Raw genomic sequence first — 16,599 nt, forward strand, 5'->3', positions numbered from 1 at the left:
CGCCGCCGTTCCGCATCCTCCAGCGCGCCGGCGACGAGGTCGGCGAGCACGGGTCAGTGGCCCTTCGGCTTGTACTTGTCGCCGCCCACGCCGTAACCGGCCCGCTTCATGATCCAGCCGACGATCAGCCCGATGACGGCGAGACCGGCCGAGGCCCACACCACGATGGGCGCGTCGAAGAAGAACGCGATCGCGCCGATGGTGAAGGCCACCAGCATGATGATCACGGCCGTCCACGCCGCCGGCGAATGACCGTGGCCTGGTTCGACTGACTCGGTGCTCATGGGACTCCTGCACGTCGGGTGCGCGCGCGGCGCGCACGATTGGGTGGATCGCTGTCCAGTCTAGTGGCTCACCGCGTCGGGTCGTCGCCGCGGCTCAGCTCGTCCCAGCTGTCGATCGCCGTGTCGCGGTCCAGCGCGGACGGCTCCGCCTGGGCCTCGCCCTCGGCGACCGCGCGCGCCTCCTCGGCGTCGGAGACCTCGGCGATGGCGTCCTCGGGATCCCGGCCGTCCTCCCCCTGGAAGCGGGTCTGGTACTTGCGGGACGGGCCGGGCCAGAGCCGCAGCGTCACGATCGCGGCGGCGCTCGCCAGCACGATCACGATGCCGCCTGCGACGGCGAACCAGGGCCAGAACGCGGTGTCCAGCTCGTCGACCAGCTTGCGCACCGAGGCCTGACCGGCGACGCCGGTCGCCGAGGTGATCGCGGCGCTCGCGGCGCGGAACGGGTCGGTGACCGCGGACACGGCGGAGAACACCACCGATGCGCCGAGCAGGATGCCGAGCAGGGCCAGCACGACGCGGAACGCCGGGCCGGCGATCGCGAGGGCCGCCGTGAGCGCGAGCCCGGCGAGGGCCAGCGCGGTCAGCGCGGGCGCCGCCGCCGAGCCGGCGACCGTCACCGTCGTGACATGGTTGGCGACGTCCGTCAGGTGCACGGTGAACCAGGTCTGGGTCGCGGCGAGCAGGGCGAGGCCGCTGCCGACGACCAGGAGCAGCAGTGTCAGGTACTTCGCGCGGCGGCCGGACATCCCGTTACTCGCCACCCTGCACCCGTCTCATCGCGTTCGCGACGGCCACCGCGCGCAGCGGGGCGGCCGCCTTGTTCTGCGACTCCTGGAACTCGAGCTCGGGGACGGAGTCGGCGACCAGGCCGCCCCCGGCCTGCACGCGCGCGACGCCGTCCATGATCGTCGCGGTGCGGATGGCGATCGCCAGGTCAGCGTCGCCCGCGAAGTCGAAGTAGCCGATCACTCCCCCGTAGACGCCGCGCTGCGCCGGCTCCAGCTCGTCGATGATCCGCAGCGCCATCGGCTTCGGCGCGCCGGAGAGCGTGCCGGCGGGGAACGTGGCGCGGAACGCGTCGATCGCTGTCGCGGCCGGCAGCAGGTCGCCCTCCACCGAGGAGACGATGTGCATGATGTGGCTGAACCGCTCGATGCGCATGAACTCGGTGACCTCGACGCTGCCCGCGGCGCACACCTTGAGCAGGTCGTTGCGGGCCAGGTCGACGAGCATCAGGTGCTCGGCGCGCTCCTTGTCGTCGGCCAGGAGCGACGCCTCCAGGTCGAGGTCCTCCTCCGGGCTCGCGCCGCGGGGGCGGGAGCCGGCGATCGGGTGCGTGAACGCCCGGCCGTCCTGCACCTTCACCAGCGCCTCGGGGGAGGACCCCACGATCTGGTAGGCGTCGCCGTCCGGCTTCTCCAGCGACAGCAGGTACATGTACGGGCTCGGGTTCAGCGCGCGCAGCACGCGGTAGACGTCGAGCGCCGCCGCGGTGCACTCCAGCTCGAAGCGCTGCGAGATGACCACCTGGAAGATGTCGCCGTCGACGATCCGCTCCTTGGCGGTGGCGACCGACGCCAGGAAGTCGTCCTTCGGCGTGCGCGAGGTCGGCAGCGCGGGCGTCTGCAGGTCGACCTCGGCGAGCCAGGCCTCCGACGGCTGCGTCAGCTCGCGCTGCATCCGGTCCAGCCGGGCCTGCGCGTCCGCCCACAGCGCGTCGGCGTCGTCCTCGCCGTCCGCGAGGGCGTTCGCGATCAGCTTGACGGTGCCGGAGCGGTGGTCGATCACCACCAGGTCGGCGGCGAAGGCGAGCGCCTGGCCGGGGACGTCGTAGTCGGCGGGCGGCCGCAGCGGCAGCCGCTCGATCTGGCGGATCGCCTCCCAGCCGATGAAGCCGACGAGACCGCCCGTCAGCGGCGGCAGCCCCGGGATGCGCGGCGTCTGCCAGCGCGCGTGCAGGGCGGCCAGCGCGTCCAACGGCCCTACCGGGGCGTCGGTGCCGAGCGCGCGCTCCGCGGAGAGCCCGTAGTCGAGCCACAGCGCCTCGTCGCCGCGCTGGGTGAGCACGCCGAAGGACGCGGCGCCGACGAACGAGAACCGCGACCAGATCCCGCCCTGCTCCGCCGACTCCAGCAGGAACGTTCCCGGCCGGCCGGCCGCGAGCTTGCGGTAGATGCCGACGGGCGTCTCACCGTCGGCGAAGAGCTCCCGGATGACGGGGACGACGCGGTGCGCGCCGACGAGCGCGCCGAACTGCTCCCGGCTCGTCGTCCCGTCCGTGGTGGCGATCACAGGTCCTCCGTCTCCAGCGCCGGGCTCTCCCCGGTCGTGGGCGCCAGCTGGTCGGCGTCGAAGCAGGTGCGGGTGCCCGTGTGGCAGGCGGCGCCGACCTGGTCCACCGTCACCAGCAGGGTATCGCCGTCGCAGTCGAGCGCGACGCCCTTCACGTACTGCACGTGCCCGGAGGTGTCGCCCTTGCGCCAGTACTCCTGCCGCGAGCGCGACCAGAAGGTCACCCGCCCCTCCGTCATCGTGCGGCGGAACGCCTCGGCGTCCATCCAGCCCATCATCAGCACCTCGCGCGAGTCCCACTGCTGGATGATCGCGGGGACGAGGCCCGTGTCGGTGAAGCGGATGCGGCCGAGCGCCTCCTCGGCGCCGGCGATGCCGTCCTTCGTCATGCGCGGACCTCCAGTCCCGAACTGCGCAGCGCCGTCTTGACGTCGCCGATGGTCATCTCCCCGGAGTGGAAGACGCTGGCGGCCAGCACCGCGTCGGCACCGGCGTCGATCGCCGGCACGAAGTCGCCGACCGCTCCCGCACCGCCGGAGGCGATGACGGGGACGCGGCTGATCGCGCGCATCTCCCTGATCAGCTCCAGGTCGAAGCCCTCCTTGGTGCCGTCGGCGTCGATGGAGTTGACCAGCAGCTCCCCCGCGCCCAGCTCGATCGCCCGCTCCGCCCAGCTCAGCGCGTCCAGGTCGGTCTCGGTGCGGCCGCCGTGCGTCGTCACGACGAAGCCGGACGGCGTCGCCGCCGAGCGCTTCACGTCGAGCGAGAGCACGAGCACCTGGGCCCCGAACCGGCCGGCGATCTCGGCCACCAGCTCCGGCCGGGCGATCGCGGCGGAGTTCACGCCCACTTTGTCCGCGCCGCTGCCCAGCAGCTTCGCCACATCCTCGGTGCTGCGCACGCCGCCGCCGACCGTGAGCGGGATGAACACCTGCTCTGCCGTCGCGCGCACGACGTCGTAGGTGGTCGACCGGTCGTCGACCGTCGCCGTCACGTCCAGGAAGGTCAGCTCGTCCGCGCCCTGCTCGAAGTACCGGCGGGCGAGCTCGACCGGGTCGCCCTGGTCGCGCAGGTTCTGGAAGTTCACTCCCTTGACGACGCGGCCCGCGGCCACGTCCAGACAGGGGATGACCCGCACCGCGACGCTCATCAGATACGCGCCGCGTGGATGGAGGTGACCAGGATGGCGCGCGCACCCAGTTCGTACAGCGCGTCCATGATGTGGTTCGTCTGATCGCGTTTGATCATCACGCGCACCGCGACCCAGTCCGGTTCGCCGAGCGGGGACACCGTCGGGGACTCGACGCCGGGGGTCAGCGCGACCGCCTGCTCCAGGAGCGCGACCGGGAGGTTGTAGTCGACGAGCACGTACTGCCGGGCGACCATCACGCCCTGGAGCCGGCGCAGCAGCGTGTCGACCCCTGCGGCGGGCGAGGCCGACGAGATGAGCACGGCCTCGGACTCCAGGATGACCGGGCCGAAGATCTCCAGGCCCTGCTTGCGCAGCGTCGAGCCGGTCTCGACGACATCGGCGACCGCGTCGGCCACCCCGAGCCGCACCGCGGACTCGACGGCGCCGTCCAGCTTGATGAGCGTCGCATCCACCCCGTTGTCGGCGAGGAACTGGCCGACGAGCCCCGGGTAGCTGGTGGCGACGCGCCTGGCCTGCAGGTCCGCCAGCTCGGTGAAGGAACCGGCGGGTCCGGCGAACCGGAAGGTGGAGGCGGCGAAGTCGAGCGCGGCGATCTCGGTGGCGGAGGAGCCGGAGTCGAGCAGCAGGTCGCGCCCGGTGATGCCGACGTCCAGGGCGCCGGAGCCGACGTAGGTGGCGATGTCGCGCGGCCGCAGGTAGAAGAACTCGACGCCGTTGCGGGCGTCGGTGACGATGAGCTCCTTGGGGTCGCGGCGGCCGACATAGCCGGCCTCGTGGAGCATCTGCGCCGCGGTCTCGGAGAGGGAGCCCTTGTTGGGGACGGCGATCTTGAGCATGGTGATCAGTGAGCTTTCGTGACGTGGACGGATTCTGTGTCGAGGGATGCGTTCGTCACAGATGTCGGTACACGTCGGCCGGGGCGAGGCCCTTGGCGAGCATGAGCACCTGCAGGTGGTACAGCAGCTGCGAGATCTCCTCGGCGCAGGCCTCGTCGGTCTCGTACTCGGCGGCCATCCAGACCTCGGCGGCCTCCTCCACGATCTTCTTTCCGATGGCGTGCACTCCCGCGTCCAGCTCGCGCACCGTCCCGGAACCCTCCGGTCGGGTGGCGGCCTTCTCGCTGAGCTCGGCGAAGAGGTCGTCGAAGGTTTTCACCGTTACAGCGTACTAGTGTTCGCGGGCGCTCCCCGCCGTGCGTCAGTGGATTCAGGACCGAGGGCGACTGCGGCTCTGCGGAACGTGTGCGGCCGCGCGCGCCGACGCGGTCGTTCCACACGGGCGCAGTCGCACTCCGGCGCCATTCCGCACGTGACCGCCCGTGTTTCGTCACGAATGCGTGTCGTTCGTGACGAAGCCCGCGCATTCGTGACGAGAGGCTGCGCCACGAGGCGGACCGCGGCCAGATCGCGCGTGTGCGTCAGTGGACGTGCGCCGCGGCGGTCTCGCGGAGCAGCGCGATCTGGGCGGCCGGGTCGCCGCGGAACACCGACGAGCCGGCGACGAAGGTATCCGCGCCGTTCTCGGCGGCGGTGACGATGGTCTCCTCGGTGACCCCGCCGTCCACCTGCAGCCAGGTCTCCAGCCCGCGCGCCTCGACCGCCTCGCGCAGCGCGCGGAGCTTCGGCATGGTCTCCGGCATGAACGACTGGCCGCCGAATCCCGGCTCCACGGTCATCACGAGCACCTGGTCGAACTCGGGCAGCAGGTCGAGGTAGCCGTCGACGGGCGTGCCGGGCTTCAGCGCGATGCCCGCCCTCGCGCCGATCGCGCGCAGCCGCCTGGCGAGCGCGACCGCGTCCCCCGCCGCCTCGGCGTGGAACGTCACCGAGTACGCGCCGAGTTCGGCGTATCCCGGCGCCCAGCGGTCGGGGTCGTCGATCATCAGGTGCACGTCGAGCGGGATCGCGCTGACGTCCTGGATGCGGCCGACCATCTGCGGGCCGAACGTGAGGTTCGGCACGAAGTGGTTGTCCATCACGTCCACGTGCACGAGGTCGGCGGTGGCGATCCTGCCGAGGTCGCGCTCCATGTTGACGAAGTCGGCGGCCAGGATGCTGGGGTTGATGCGCGCTGCCATGTCCCCCAGCCTATTCGGCGCGGGGCACCCGCGACGGCGTCACGCGGCGCGCTTGGTGAGCAGCGCGATGAACATCGCGTCCGTGCGGTGCCGGTGCGGCCAGAGCTGGACGGTGTCGCCGTCGCCCGCGAGGTCCAGCCGCTCCGCGGCGATGTCCTGCACCACCTCGGCGGTGCCGAGGGATTCGAGCACGCCCGCGTGCCGGTCGAGCGCGGCGGCGACGACAGCGCGCGTCTCCGCGATGTGCGGCGAGCAGGTCACGTAGGCGAGCAGGCCGCCCGGCTTCAGGGCGGCGACGGCGGAGTCGAGAAGGCTCGTCTGCAGCGCGGTCAGCTCGGCGACGTCGCGCGGGGTCTTGCGCCAGCGCGCCTCCGGGCGGCGGCGGAGCGCGCCGAGACCGGTGCACGGGGCGTCCAGCAGGATGCGGTCGAACGCCGCCGGCTCGCTCTCGCCCACCTCGGCGCCGTCGCGCTCCCACACCGGCACGTCCAGCGGGACGCCCGCGAGGGCGCGGCGCACCAGCTGGGCACGGGCGGGGACGACCTCGTTGGCGACGAGCGTCGCCCCTCCGGCCAGCGCCTCCGCCGCGAGCAGCGCCGCCTTGCCGCCGGGGCCGGCGCACAGGTCGAGCCAGCGCTCGCCCTCCTGCACCGGGCGGGCGCGGGTGAGCGCGAGCGCCGCCAGCTGCGAGCCCTCGTCCTGGACGCGGATGCGGCCGTCCGAACCCTCGACGAGGCCCAGCGGGTCGCCGCCGGCGGTGGTGAACCCGGGCGGCGAGAACCGGTCGGGTGTAGACCCTTCCGGGGCGTCGGCGAGGCCGGGCAGCGCGATCAGGTTCACGCGCGGCGCGGTGTTGTCGGCCTCCAGCAGCTCTTCGAGCTCGGCGCCGCGGCCCTCCGCCTCCAGCGACCGCCGCAGCGCGCGGACGACCCAGGTGGGATGCGAGGTCAGGGCGGAGAGCCGATCGTCCTCGTTCTTCGCGTCCCCGACGACGCGCTGCCGCCACTCCTCCGGGGTGTGCCTGCCGATCTCGCGCAGGACGCCGTTGGTGAAGCCGGTCGCCGAGCGGCTGCCGACCGTCCGCGCGAGCGCGACCGACTCGTTGACGGCCGCGTGCGGCGCGACCCGGGTGGAGAGCAGCTGGTGGGTGCCGAGCCGCAACACGTCGAGGATGGGCGGATCGATCCGGTCGACGGGCCGCCCCGCCGCGCGCGCGATGACGCGGTCGTAGTAGCCCTGCATCCGCAGGGTCCCGTAGGTGAGCTCGGTGGCGAGGGCGGCGTCCGCCTGGTTGAGCCCGGCGCGCGCGATCCGGCCGGGAAGCAGCAGGTTCGCGTAGGCGTCGGACTCGCGCACGGCGGTCAGCACATCGAGGGCGACCCGGCGTGCGGGCTGCGCCCTGGTGCGGTCGTTCACGAGAGCACCGCCTCTCCCCCGGCGCCACGCCACCAGTCGGCGGCGGACATCGGCTTCCGCCCCGCCGGCTGGACGGTGAGCAGTTCCAGCGGCCGGCTCCCGGTGCCGACCAGGATGCGCTTGCCGTCGGCGGCGACGGTCCCCGCGGGCAGCGGGTCGGCGGCGCTCGGGCGCGCCGCGTGGATCTTGAACCGGTCGGCGCCGAGCAGCGTCCAGGCGCCCGGCTCCGGCGTGACCCCGCGGAACCGCGCGTACACCCGGTCCACCGGGTGGCTCAGGTCGAGCCGCGCGTCGTCGATCGTGAGCTTGGGCGCCAGGGTCGGCCGCCCGGTCTGCTCGTGCGCGACGGCCGTGCCCGCGTCCAGCGCGGCGACGGTCTCGGTGAGCAGGGCCGACCCCGAGACCGCGAGGGACTCGAGGAGCTCGCCAGCCGTCTCGTCCGGCCCGACCGCTCGGCGCGTCTCGGCGAAGACGGCTCCCGCGTCGAGCTCCGGCACGAGCTGGAAGACGGCGGCGCCGGTCTCGTGGTCGCCGGCGATGAGCGCGTGCTGGACGGGCGCCGCTCCGCGCCAGCGCGGCAGCAGCGAGAAGTGCAGGTTCACCCAGCCGAGCCGCGGCGTGGAGAGCAGCGGCTCGCGGACCAGGCCGCCGTACGCGACGATCACGCCGAGGTCCGGGTGCAGGGCGGCGACGCGCTCGCTGACCTCCTCGCGCAGCCGGTTGGCCTTGATCACGGTCAGGCCGAGCTCGGCCGCCGCGGCGGCGACGGGAGACGGCGTGAGCACGCGCTTACGGCCGAGGGGCGCATCCTCGCGAGTGATCACCGCGGCGATCTCGAAGCGTTCTGCGAGGCTGCGGAGGGCGGGGACGGCGACCGCGGGGGTGCCGGCGAAGACAAGTCGCATCAGACAAGGTTCTCTCGGTTCAGTTCCAGCCCCCGAGTCTACGCGCCGCGACGCTCGGCTGCTGCGGCCGGGAACGTCTGCGCCCGCGCGCGCCGGCGCACACGTGACACGGCGGCGCGGTCGCCTAGAGGATCTCGGGGTCGTCGAAGCGGACGCGGAGGGACGGCGCTGGGCGGAAGCCGCCGCGGCCCGCCGGCGCCTTGCGCCGCTTCGTCGCGTTCCGCACCACGGCGGCGCGCACCGCGGCCGCGACCTCCGCTCCGCGTGCGTAGTCGAAGCGCAGGATGGCGCGGACGGTGTGCTCGTCCACCTGCGCCGGCCCGAGCACGTCGATCAGGAGTTCGGGGTCCACCGCCTCCAGCACCGTCTGCACGGTCGCCTCGGCACCCGTCACGGACGCGAGCCGGACCGCGGGCGGGAACCGCAGCTCCCTGCGGTCGGCCAGCTCGGCGCCGGCGAAGTCGACAAGGCGGCCGGTCGCGAAGTCCCTGGCGAGCTCACCGCCGACGCCGACCAGCACGGTGGGCGCGCCGGGAGCGGCGAGAACAGCGGCGCTCGACCACCAGCGCAGGCAGTCCTCCGCCACGTGCAGGGTCTCCCTGGCCAGCATCCGTTCGCCGTCGAGCAGCAGGACGGCCTGGTAGCCGCCCTCGGCGATCGGCTCGGCCCCGCGGGTGGCGACCACGAGAGCCGGCGCCGGCCCGACCCGCAGCACGGGATGCTCGCCGTCGGCGAGGACGACCCGGGTTCCGGGGAACGCGCGCCCCAGCTCCTCGGCGGTGCGGCCGGAGCCGACGGTGACCATCCGGAACGCGCGGTGCTCGCAGCGGTCGCAGTGCCAGTCCGTCGCGAGCGCGCCGCACCACGCGCACGACGGCGTCGCGCCCGCGCGCTTCTGCTCCAGCGGTCCCGTGCAGCGGGTGCACCGGGCCGCCTGCCCGCACTTCGCGCACGCCAGCACCGGGACGTAGCCCGGCCGCGCGACCTGCACCAGCACGGGGCCCTTCGGGCGTCCGCTCTCCCCGCTCAGCGCATCCCTGGCCGCGCGCCACGCCCCCGACGGGATGCGCGCGGCGCGCGCGGCCGGCTCCGCGGCCTGCTGGTTGGCGGTCAGCACGACCTTCGGCAGGACCACCCGCTCCGGTCCGGCGTCGCGCAGCCAGCCGATCTCCACCAGCCGCTGCGCCTCCACGCTGCGCACGAGCCCGCTGATCACCAGCGCGCAGCTCTCCAGCTCCTGCCGGACGAGCGCGGCGTCGCGGGTGTGCACGTACGGAGCGAGCGGCTCGGCGTGCAGAGGGTCGCTGTCCTCCCACACCGCGATCATCCCGAGCCGCTCCGCGGGCGCGTACACCACCGAGCGGTTGCCGATCAGGATGCGCGGGCCGGCCAGCGCCTCCAGGAACCCCCGGTAGCGCTCGGCGTTGGCCTGCGAGGCGTCGGTGCGGACGACCGCCCTGGCCGGCGCGATGGCCGCCAGCGCGGCGGCGAGCTGATCGAGGTCGCGATGGTCTGGCACCGCGACGATGGCCGAGCGTCCCGCGCTCCAGCACGACGCCGCGAGCGCAGCGAGGGTCACCGCCCACTCCCCCACCCAGGTGCCGTCCGGCAGCCGGCTGAGCCGTGGGATGGGACGCAGCGCCAGCCGCTCGCCGCGCGCGACGGCGGCCTCGAGCGTCCCGTCGCCGTAGCCGCGGACGCCGACCGCCGGCGGCTGCAGCGGCGGGTTGCGGTCCTCCTCCGGCTGGGCGAGCCACGCCTTCTCCGCCCGCACCATCCGGCCGGGCACCGCCAGGCGCAGGATGTCGCTCGCCGTTCCCGCGCTGCGGTCGGCGAGCCGCCTGGCCAACCGCCACACGCCCGGCGTCAGCACGGGGACCGGCGAGACGATCGCCTCGATCGGGCTGAGCGCGCCGCGGAAGCCGCCGTCCTCGTCCTCCTCGGCGCCGACGACCTCCACCAGGTAGCCGTCGGCGACGCGGCCGGCGGAGCGCAGCGGTACGCGCACCCGGACGCCGGGGACCGCCTGCTCGACGAGCTCCGCCGGAATGGCGTAGTCGAAGAAATGGTCCAGCTGCGGCAGCGGCGAGTCGAGGACGACGCGACCGACCAGGCCGGCCGCCGCCACCGCTAGAGCCCCGCGGCCGACCGCAGGTCGTCCACGCGGTCCAGCCGCTCCCAGGTGAACTCGGGGAGCTCGCGGCCGAAGTGGCCGTACGTCGCCGTGCGGGCGTAGATCGGGCGCAGCAGGTCGAGGTCGCGCGTGATCGCGGCGGGACGCAGGTCGAAGACGTCGCGGATGGCGCGGATAATGCGCTCGTCCGCCACCTTCCCGGTGCCGAACGTCTCCACGTACAGGCCCACCGGAGCGGCCTTGCCGATCGCGTAGGCGACCTGCACCTCCAGGCGGTCTGCGAGCCCGGCGGCCACGGCGTTCTTGGCCACCCAGCGCATCGCGTACGCGGCGGAGCGGTCCACCTTCGACGGGTCCTTGCCCGAGAACGCGCCGCCGCCGTGCCGGCTGGCGCCGCCGTAGGTGTCGACGATGATCTTGCGGCCGGTGAGGCCGGCGTCGCCCTTCGGGCCGCCGATCTCGAAGCGCCCGGTCGGGTTGATCAGCGTGCGGACGCGCGCGGTGTCGAGCCCGGCGGCGTGCATGACGGGCGCGATCACCTCTTCCACGACCTCCGCCTGCAGCTGCTCGGTGGAGACGTGCGGCGCGTGCTGGGTGGAGAGCACCACGGTCTCCACCGACGTGGGCGTGTAGCCCTCGTAGCCGATGGTGACCTGCGTCTTGCCGTCCGGCCGCAGGTAGTCGAGGGTTCCGTCCTTGCGGACCTCGGCCAGGCGCTCGGCGAGGCGGTGGGCCAGCCAGATCGGCAGCGGCATGTACTGCGGGGTCTCGGTGGTCGCGAACCCGAACATGATGCCCTGGTCGCCGGCGCCCTGCCGGTCGAGGTCGTCAATGCTCTGCTCCGCGCGGGTCTCCAGCGCGTTGTCGACGCCCTGCGCGATGTCCGGCGACTGCGCGCCGATCGAGACCGAGACGCCGCACTGGGTGCCGTCGAAGCTGACGTCGGAGGAGTCGTAGCCGATCTGCACGATCTTCTCGCGCACCAGCGCCGGGATCTCGACGTAGCCGTTGGTCGTGACCTCGCCGGCGACGTGCACCAGCCCGGTGGTGACCAGGGTCTCGACGGCGACGCGGCTGTGCGGGTCGACGGCCAGCAGCGCGTCCAGGATGCTGTCGGAGATCTGGTCGCAGATCTTGTCCGGGTGCCCCTCGGTGACCGATTCGGACGTGAAGAGGCGCAGATCTGCCATTGTTCTCCCTAGGTCGACGGGCGCTGTTCGCTGGATTCTCAGACGATGACGTCGAGGATACGATCCGCCACCGACAGCTTGCTGCCCGAGGCCTCCATCACTATATCTCCGCCCTTCCGGAGCACGACGACTTCGTTGCTCTCGGTTGCGAAGCCCTGCTCCCAGCCCACCTGGTTGATCACCAGGAAGTCGCTGCCCTTGGCCGCCAGCTTGGAGCGGCCGAGCTCGATGAGCGCGGACGGCTCCGGCTCGGTCTCCGCCGCGAAGCCGACGAGCACCTGGTCCTCGCGCTTGCCTGCGGCGAGGCCCGCGAGGATGTCGGGGTTGGCGACGAGCTCGAGGGTCAGCGTCTGACCCGCCTCCGACTTCTTGATCTTGCTGTCGCGCTGCTGCGCCGGCCGGTAGTCGGCGACGGCCGCGGTCATCACGACGACGTCGGCCGCACGGGCCGCCTCGGTCACCGCCTCCTGCAGTTCGAGCGCCGTCTGCACTTCGATCAGCTCGACGCCCTCCGGCGGCTCCACTTCCAGGTGCGCGGCGATCAGGACGACCTCGGCGCCGCGCGCCTGCGCGGCGGCCGCGATGGCGACGCCCTGGCGTCCGCTCGACCGGTTGCCGAGGAAGCGGACGGGGTCGAGCGGCTCCCGGGTGCCGCCCGCGGTGACCACGACGCGCTTCCCGGTGAGGTCGACGCCGCCGCGCGGGCGGCGGGACGCATCGTTCGCTCGCCTGCGCTCGGACAGCACGACGACGTCCGCCGGCTCGGGAGCCGCCGTGACGACGGGCCGGGGCGAGACGCCGGCCGCCCGCAGCGCGGCACGGACGATGACCTCCGGCTCCTCCATCCGGCCGGGACCGGAGTCGGCGCCGGTCAGCTGGCCGGTCGCCGGCCCGACGATCGTGACGCCGCGACCGCGCAGCGTCGCGACGTTGGCGACCGTCGCCGGGTTGCGCCACATCTCGGTGTGCATCGCCGGCGCGACGACCAGCGGCGCCGTGGACGCGAGGACGGTGTTGCCGAGCAGGTCGTCCGCGATGCCGGCGGCCAGCTTGGCGAGCGTGTTCGCGGTCGCCGGCGCGATCACGATCAGGTCGGCGGACTGGCCGATCGCCACGTGCCGCACCTCGGCGACACCCTCGTACAGGTCGGTGGCGACCGGGTTCCTGCTGATCGCCTCCAGCGTCGGCCGGCCGACGAACCGCAGCGCGGCCTCGGTCGCGACGACGTGCACGGAGTGGCCGTCGAGCACGAGTGCCCTGATCACTCCGACGGCCTTGTACGCGGCGATGCCGCCGGTCACTCCGACGACAACGGTCAATCGTGCGCTCACGGCGGCATCTCCTCATCGGCCGGGGCGTGCCCGGCGGGGGTCGTTATTCGGCGATGGGCTTCAGGACGAGCTTGTCCTCGTTGATCTCGTGCAGCGCGACCGAGAGCGGCTTGTCGTCGACGGACGAGTCGACGAGCGGTCCGACGTTGTCGAACAGGCTGCCCTCGTGCAGGTCGGCGTAGTAGTCGTTGATCTGACGCGCGCGCTTGGAGGCGAAGATCACGAGCGCGTACTTGGACTCGACGCGCGCGAGAAGGTCGTCGATGGGCGGGTCGATGATGCCGTTGTTGCTGGTTGCCATGCGGAAGTTCTCCTTGGTCGGCGGACGGATGGCGCCGGATGCGGCGCGAGAGGTCTGGACGGGATGCGCGGCTACGGACGCGTCGGCGCCGCGCGCACCTTCATCAAGTCTACGACCTCTCGCGCGGCGTCGGCGACGGTGTGGTTCACGACGCGGTAGTCGAACTCGTCCTGAGCGGCCAGCTCGACCTTCGCGGTCTCCAGGCGGCGCTGCTGCTCCGCCGCGTCCTCGGTGCCGCGCCCGATCAGCCGGCGGACCAGCTCCTCCCAGGTGGGCGGCAGCAGGAAGATCAGCCGGGCCTCCGGCATCGACGCGCGCACCTGGCGGGCGCCCTGCAGGTCGATCTCGAGCAGGACGCTGCGGCCCTGCTCCAGCGCGGCCTCGATCGGCCGCCGCGGGGTCCCGTAGCGGTAGGCGTTGTGCACGGTCGCGTACTCGAGCAGCTCGCCCTCGGCGATCATCCTGTCGAACTCCGCGTCGTCGACGAAGTAGTAGTTGACCCCGTCCACCTCGCCGGGCCGCGGGGCCCTGGTCGTGGCGGAGACCGACAGCAGCACGTCCGGATAGTTCTCGCGGATGTAGGTGGACACGGTGCCCTTGCCGACCGCGGTGGGGCCGGCGAGCACGACCAGCTGGTTGCGCTGCCTGCCCGCCCTGTTCTCGCGCTCGATCAGGAAGTCCCGCAGCCGCAGCCGCTGGTGCCTGCCGAGGCCGCCGAGCCGCTTGGCCGGGGAGATCGCGAGCTTCGCCAGGGCGTCCTGCATCTTCGTGGTGCCGATGGCGGGGACGCTCAGCAGGAACTCCGTGACGCGCAGCCGGCCCTCGACGCCGTCCGGGTCGGACGTCGCGCGGTCCAGGACGGTCAGCGGGGACAGCTCGCGCGCGGCGATGGAATTCTTGACGGCGGCGCGGGCGCGGCGGGCGGCGACGGCGGCCTGGGAGGCGGCCCTCCTGTCCACCTCGGGCGGCGCGGGACGCCGGGAGACGCTGGACTCAGGCATGCGCGGCGCGCACCTCCCCCGCCCTCGCGTCGATCGCGGCGGCGATGCCGTCCGGGCCCGCGCCGAGCAGTCCCCGGGACTCGGAGACGATCACGCCGGACGCGAGCGCGCCGAACAGCCGCGGGACGTCCTCCACCTTCGCGCCCTGGTGGCCGAAGCCCGGCGCGAGCACCGGGACGGCAGGCGTCCGGGAGACGGAGGTGTCGATGCCGTAGTCGGCCAGCCGGACGGTGGCGCCGAGGACGAGGCCGACGGTGCCGAAGGCGTGCGGGGGCTGGTCCTGGTTGAACGAGTGCACGTCTTCGATGATCGCACGGGCCACGGTCATCCCGGCGCGCGGGCCGTCGGCGACGACCGCCTGCTGGATGGCGGCGGCCTCCGGGTTGGAGGTGGCGGCCAGCACGAACAGGCCCTTGCCCGCGCTCTCGGCGAGCCGCATCGGCTCCGCGATCGAGCCGACGCCCTGGAAGGCCGCGACCGTCATGGCGTCCGCCTCCAGCGGCGAGCCCGGCGTGAGCCACGCCTCCGCGTATGCGGTGACGCTGGTGCCGATGTCGCCGCGCTTGGCGTCCGCGATCACCAGCAGTCCCGCGGCGCGGGCCGCAGCGATGACCTCCTCGAGCGCCGCGTAGCCCGCGGCGCCGAAGCGCTCGAAGAACGCCACCTGCGGCTTGACGATGCCCGCCCGGCTGCTCGCCGCCTCGACGACGCGCAGGCCGAACTCGCGCACGCCGGCGGCCGAGGCCGCCAGGCCCCAGTCCGCCAGCAGGTGCGCGTGCGGGTCGATCCCCACGCACAGCCGGCCGCGCTCGGCGAAGACCGCGGCGAGTCGATCGCCGAACGCGGCGCCGGCCGTGCTCATGCGCGCGCGGCCCGCTGGAGCGCGTACTCCTGCAGCGAGGTCACCTCGAAGCCCTGGCGGACCGCGTCGAGCGACGCGACCGCGGCGCTCAGCTCCGCGATGGTCGTGAACAGTGGCTTGTCGCCGGCGACAGCGGCGGCGCGGATCTCGTAGCCGTCGGCGCGCGTCGTGCCGCCACTCGGGGTGTTGATCACCACATCCACCTCGTTGCGCGTGATGAGGTCGACGATCGAGTCGCCCTCGACCGTCTCGCTGTACTTGCGGACGACGCCGGCCGGGATGCCGTTGCGGTTCAGCACCTCGGCCGTGCCCTCGGTCGCGAGGATGTCGTAGCCGAGCTGGCGCAGCCGCAGCACCGGGAGCACGATGGCGCGCTTGTCGCGGTCGGAGACCGAGACGAAGACGGTGCCGGTGAGCGGCATCCCGCCGTACGCGGCGGCCTGGCTCTTCGCGAACGCGGTCGGGAAGTCCCTGTCGATGCCCATGACCTCGCCGGTCGAGCGCATCTCCGGGCCGAGCACCGAGTCCACGATCTTGCCGTCGCGGGTGCGGAAGCGCTTGAACGGCAGCACCGCCTCCTTCACGGCCACCGGCGAGTCCATCGGGATGACCGAGCCGTCGCCCTCGGGCAGCAGGCCCTCGGCGACCAGCTCGTCGATGGTCGCGCCCACCATGATGCGGGACGCGGCCTTGGCCAGTGGGATGCCGAGCGCCTTGGACACGAACGGGACCGTGCGCGACGCGCGCGGGTTCGCCTCCAGCACGTAGAGCACGCCGGCGCCGATCGCGAACTGCACGTTCAGCAGGCCGCGCACGCCGATGCCCTCGGCGATCTTGCGGGTCGCCTCGCGAACGCGGTCGATCTCGCGGCGGCCGAGCGTGATCGGGGGCAGGGTGCAGCTGGAGTCGCCGGAGTGGATGCCGGCCTCCTCGATGTGCTCCATCACGCCGCCGATGTACAGCCGCTCGCCGTCGAACAGGGCGTCGACGTCGATCTCGATCGCGTCGTCCAGGAACCGGTCGACCAGCAGCGGGTGCGACGGTCCGACGATCCCCTGGCCGGCGACGCGCTCGAAGTAGTCCGCGAGCGACGGGCTGTCGTAGACGATCTCCATGCCGCGGCCGCCGAGCACGAAGCTCGGGCGCACCAGCACCGGGTAGCCGATCTGCTCCGCGACGTGCGCGGCGCTCGGGTAGTCGACGGCCGTGCCGTTGCGCGGCGCGAGCAGGCCGGCGTTCTCGAGGATCTCGGCGAACAGGCCGCGCTCCTCCGCCAGGTCGATCGCGCTCGGCGTCGTGCCCAGGATCGGCACGCCGGCGGCCTCCAGGCCCTTCGCGAGGCCGAGGGCGGTCTGGCCGCCGAGCTGGACGACGACGCCGACGAGCTCGCCGGTCTGCGACTCCGCGTGGATGACCTCCAGCACGTCCTCGAGCGTCAGCGGCTCGAAGTACAGGCGGTCGGAGGTGTCGTAGTCGGTCGAGACCGTCTCCGGGTTGCAGTTGATCATGATCGTCTCGAACCCGGCGTCGTGCAGGGCGAACGACGCGTGCACGCACGAGTAGTCGAACTCGACGCCCTGGCCGATGCGGTTCGGGCCGGAGCCGAGGATGACGACCTTGCGCTTGTCGCTCGGCTCGACCTCGGTCTCC

Annotated in this window: 17 protein-coding genes; all 17 read right to left on the reverse strand. The window is 73.1% G+C overall.

Translation table 11 applies throughout. The features are described from left to right. Positions 1-53: 53 nt before the first annotated feature. A complete protein-coding gene (locus ACTHMF_RS08600) occupies positions 54-284 on the reverse strand; it encodes a DUF6704 family protein (protein ID WP_314145888.1) in 231 nt (76 codons plus the stop codon). Between the two features lie 68 nt (positions 285-352). After that, positions 353-1,033, reverse strand: coding sequence for a Trp biosynthesis-associated membrane protein (locus ACTHMF_RS08605; RefSeq protein ID WP_440317111.1), 681 nt, complete (start codon positions 1,031-1,033; stop codon positions 353-355). A 4-nt stretch (positions 1,034-1,037) separates the two neighbouring features. Then, positions 1,038-2,579: an anthranilate synthase component I gene (locus tag ACTHMF_RS08610; protein WP_440317112.1), complete on the reverse strand. Its 1,542-nt coding sequence runs from the start codon at positions 2,577-2,579 to the stop codon at positions 1,038-1,040. Beyond that, a complete protein-coding gene (hisI, locus tag ACTHMF_RS08615; protein WP_314145891.1) occupies positions 2,576-2,968 on the reverse strand; it encodes a phosphoribosyl-AMP cyclohydrolase in 393 nt (130 codons plus the stop codon). Before hisI ends, ACTHMF_RS08610 begins: the two co-directional genes overlap by 4 nt. Then, complete coding sequence (gene hisF, locus ACTHMF_RS08620) at positions 2,965-3,729, reverse strand: imidazole glycerol phosphate synthase subunit HisF (RefSeq protein WP_314145892.1); 765 nt, start codon at positions 3,727-3,729, stop codon at positions 2,965-2,967. Before hisF ends, hisI begins: the two co-directional genes overlap by 4 nt. Beyond that, a complete protein-coding gene (gene hisG / locus ACTHMF_RS08625) occupies positions 3,729-4,568 on the reverse strand; it encodes an ATP phosphoribosyltransferase (protein WP_314145893.1) in 840 nt (279 codons plus the stop codon). Before hisG ends, hisF begins: the two co-directional genes overlap by 1 nt. A gap of 55 nt (positions 4,569-4,623) precedes the next feature. Then, positions 4,624-4,887 (reverse strand): phosphoribosyl-ATP diphosphatase, encoded by a 264-nt coding sequence (locus ACTHMF_RS08630; RefSeq protein WP_440317113.1) that lies wholly within the window; start codon positions 4,885-4,887, stop codon positions 4,624-4,626. A gap of 262 nt (positions 4,888-5,149) precedes the next feature. Continuing rightward, positions 5,150-5,809: a ribulose-phosphate 3-epimerase gene (gene rpe, locus ACTHMF_RS08635; protein ID WP_314145895.1), complete on the reverse strand. Its 660-nt coding sequence runs from the start codon at positions 5,807-5,809 to the stop codon at positions 5,150-5,152. Between the two features lie 39 nt (positions 5,810-5,848). After that, complete coding sequence (locus tag ACTHMF_RS08640; RefSeq protein ID WP_440317114.1) at positions 5,849-7,225, reverse strand: RsmB/NOP family class I SAM-dependent RNA methyltransferase; 1,377 nt, start codon at positions 7,223-7,225, stop codon at positions 5,849-5,851. Further along, positions 7,222-8,130 carry a methionyl-tRNA formyltransferase gene (gene fmt / locus ACTHMF_RS08645; protein ID WP_440317115.1) on the reverse strand — a complete coding sequence of 303 codons (909 nt, stop codon included), beginning with the start codon at positions 8,128-8,130 and terminating at the stop codon, positions 7,222-7,224. The genes ACTHMF_RS08640 and fmt overlap by 4 nt, the downstream gene beginning before the upstream one ends. 124 nt (positions 8,131-8,254) lie before the next feature. Then, entirely contained in the window at positions 8,255-10,258 is a 2,004-nt protein-coding gene (locus tag ACTHMF_RS08650) for a primosomal protein N' (RefSeq protein WP_440317116.1), read from the reverse strand. A 2-nt stretch (positions 10,259-10,260) separates the two neighbouring features. After that, positions 10,261-11,454, reverse strand: coding sequence for a methionine adenosyltransferase (metK, locus tag ACTHMF_RS08655; protein WP_440317117.1), 1,194 nt, complete (start codon positions 11,452-11,454; stop codon positions 10,261-10,263). Positions 11,455-11,492: 38 nt separating this feature from the next. After that, positions 11,493-12,773 carry a bifunctional phosphopantothenoylcysteine decarboxylase/phosphopantothenate synthase gene (locus tag ACTHMF_RS08660; protein ID WP_440317121.1) on the reverse strand — a complete coding sequence of 427 codons (1,281 nt, stop codon included), beginning with the start codon at positions 12,771-12,773 and terminating at the stop codon, positions 11,493-11,495. A 55-nt stretch (positions 12,774-12,828) separates the two neighbouring features. Then, positions 12,829-13,086 (reverse strand): DNA-directed RNA polymerase subunit omega, encoded by a 258-nt coding sequence (gene rpoZ / locus ACTHMF_RS08665; protein ID WP_314145900.1) that lies wholly within the window; start codon positions 13,084-13,086, stop codon positions 12,829-12,831. Positions 13,087-13,157: 71 nt separating this feature from the next. Then, entirely contained in the window at positions 13,158-14,087 is a 930-nt protein-coding gene (gene gmk, locus ACTHMF_RS08670; protein ID WP_440317118.1) for a guanylate kinase, read from the reverse strand. After that, on the reverse strand, positions 14,080-14,949 hold the full coding sequence (pyrF, locus tag ACTHMF_RS08675; RefSeq protein ID WP_440317119.1) for an orotidine-5'-phosphate decarboxylase: 870 nt from the start codon (positions 14,947-14,949) through the stop codon (positions 14,080-14,082). The genes gmk and pyrF overlap by 8 nt, the downstream gene beginning before the upstream one ends. Next, on the reverse strand, positions 14,946-16,599 hold a 1,654-nt coding region (gene carB / locus ACTHMF_RS08680), incomplete at its 5' end, for a carbamoyl-phosphate synthase large subunit (RefSeq protein ID WP_440317120.1). The genes carB and pyrF, both read right to left, overlap by 4 nt.

It is taken from the genome of Leifsonia sp., assembly GCF_051955155.1.
In the GTDB taxonomy this organism is placed as follows: domain Bacteria; phylum Actinomycetota; class Actinomycetes; order Actinomycetales; family Microbacteriaceae; genus Leifsonia.

Bases quoted from the DNA above. Each gene is read 5' to 3' on its own strand.
- metK (WP_440317117.1), bottom strand. From the start codon at position 11,454: ATGGCAGATCTGCGCCTCTTCACGTCCGAATCGGTCACCGAGGGGCAC.
- rpoZ (WP_314145900.1), bottom strand. From the start codon at position 13,086: ATGGCAACCAGCAACAACGGCATCATCGACCCGCCCATCGACGACCTT.
- rpe (WP_314145895.1), bottom strand. From the start codon at position 5,809: ATGGCAGCGCGCATCAACCCCAGCATCCTGGCCGCCGACTTCGTCAAC.
- ACTHMF_RS08605 (WP_440317111.1), bottom strand. From the start codon at position 1,033: ATGTCCGGCCGCCGCGCGAAGTACCTGACACTGCTGCTCCTGGTCGTC.
- ACTHMF_RS08600 (WP_314145888.1), bottom strand. From the start codon at position 284: ATGAGCACCGAGTCAGTCGAACCAGGCCACGGTCATTCGCCGGCGGCG.
- pyrF (WP_440317119.1), bottom strand. From the start codon at position 14,949: ATGAGCACGGCCGGCGCCGCGTTCGGCGATCGACTCGCCGCGGTCTTC.
- hisF (WP_314145892.1), bottom strand. From the start codon at position 3,729: ATGAGCGTCGCGGTGCGGGTCATCCCCTGTCTGGACGTGGCCGCGGGC.
- hisI (WP_314145891.1), bottom strand. From the start codon at position 2,968: ATGACGAAGGACGGCATCGCCGGCGCCGAGGAGGCGCTCGGCCGCATC.
- gmk (WP_440317118.1), bottom strand. From the start codon at position 14,087: ATGCCTGAGTCCAGCGTCTCCCGGCGTCCCGCGCCGCCCGAGGTGGAC.
- fmt (WP_440317115.1), bottom strand. From the start codon at position 8,130: ATGCGACTTGTCTTCGCCGGCACCCCCGCGGTCGCCGTCCCCGCCCTC.
- hisG (WP_314145893.1), bottom strand. From the start codon at position 4,568: ATGCTCAAGATCGCCGTCCCCAACAAGGGCTCCCTCTCCGAGACCGCG.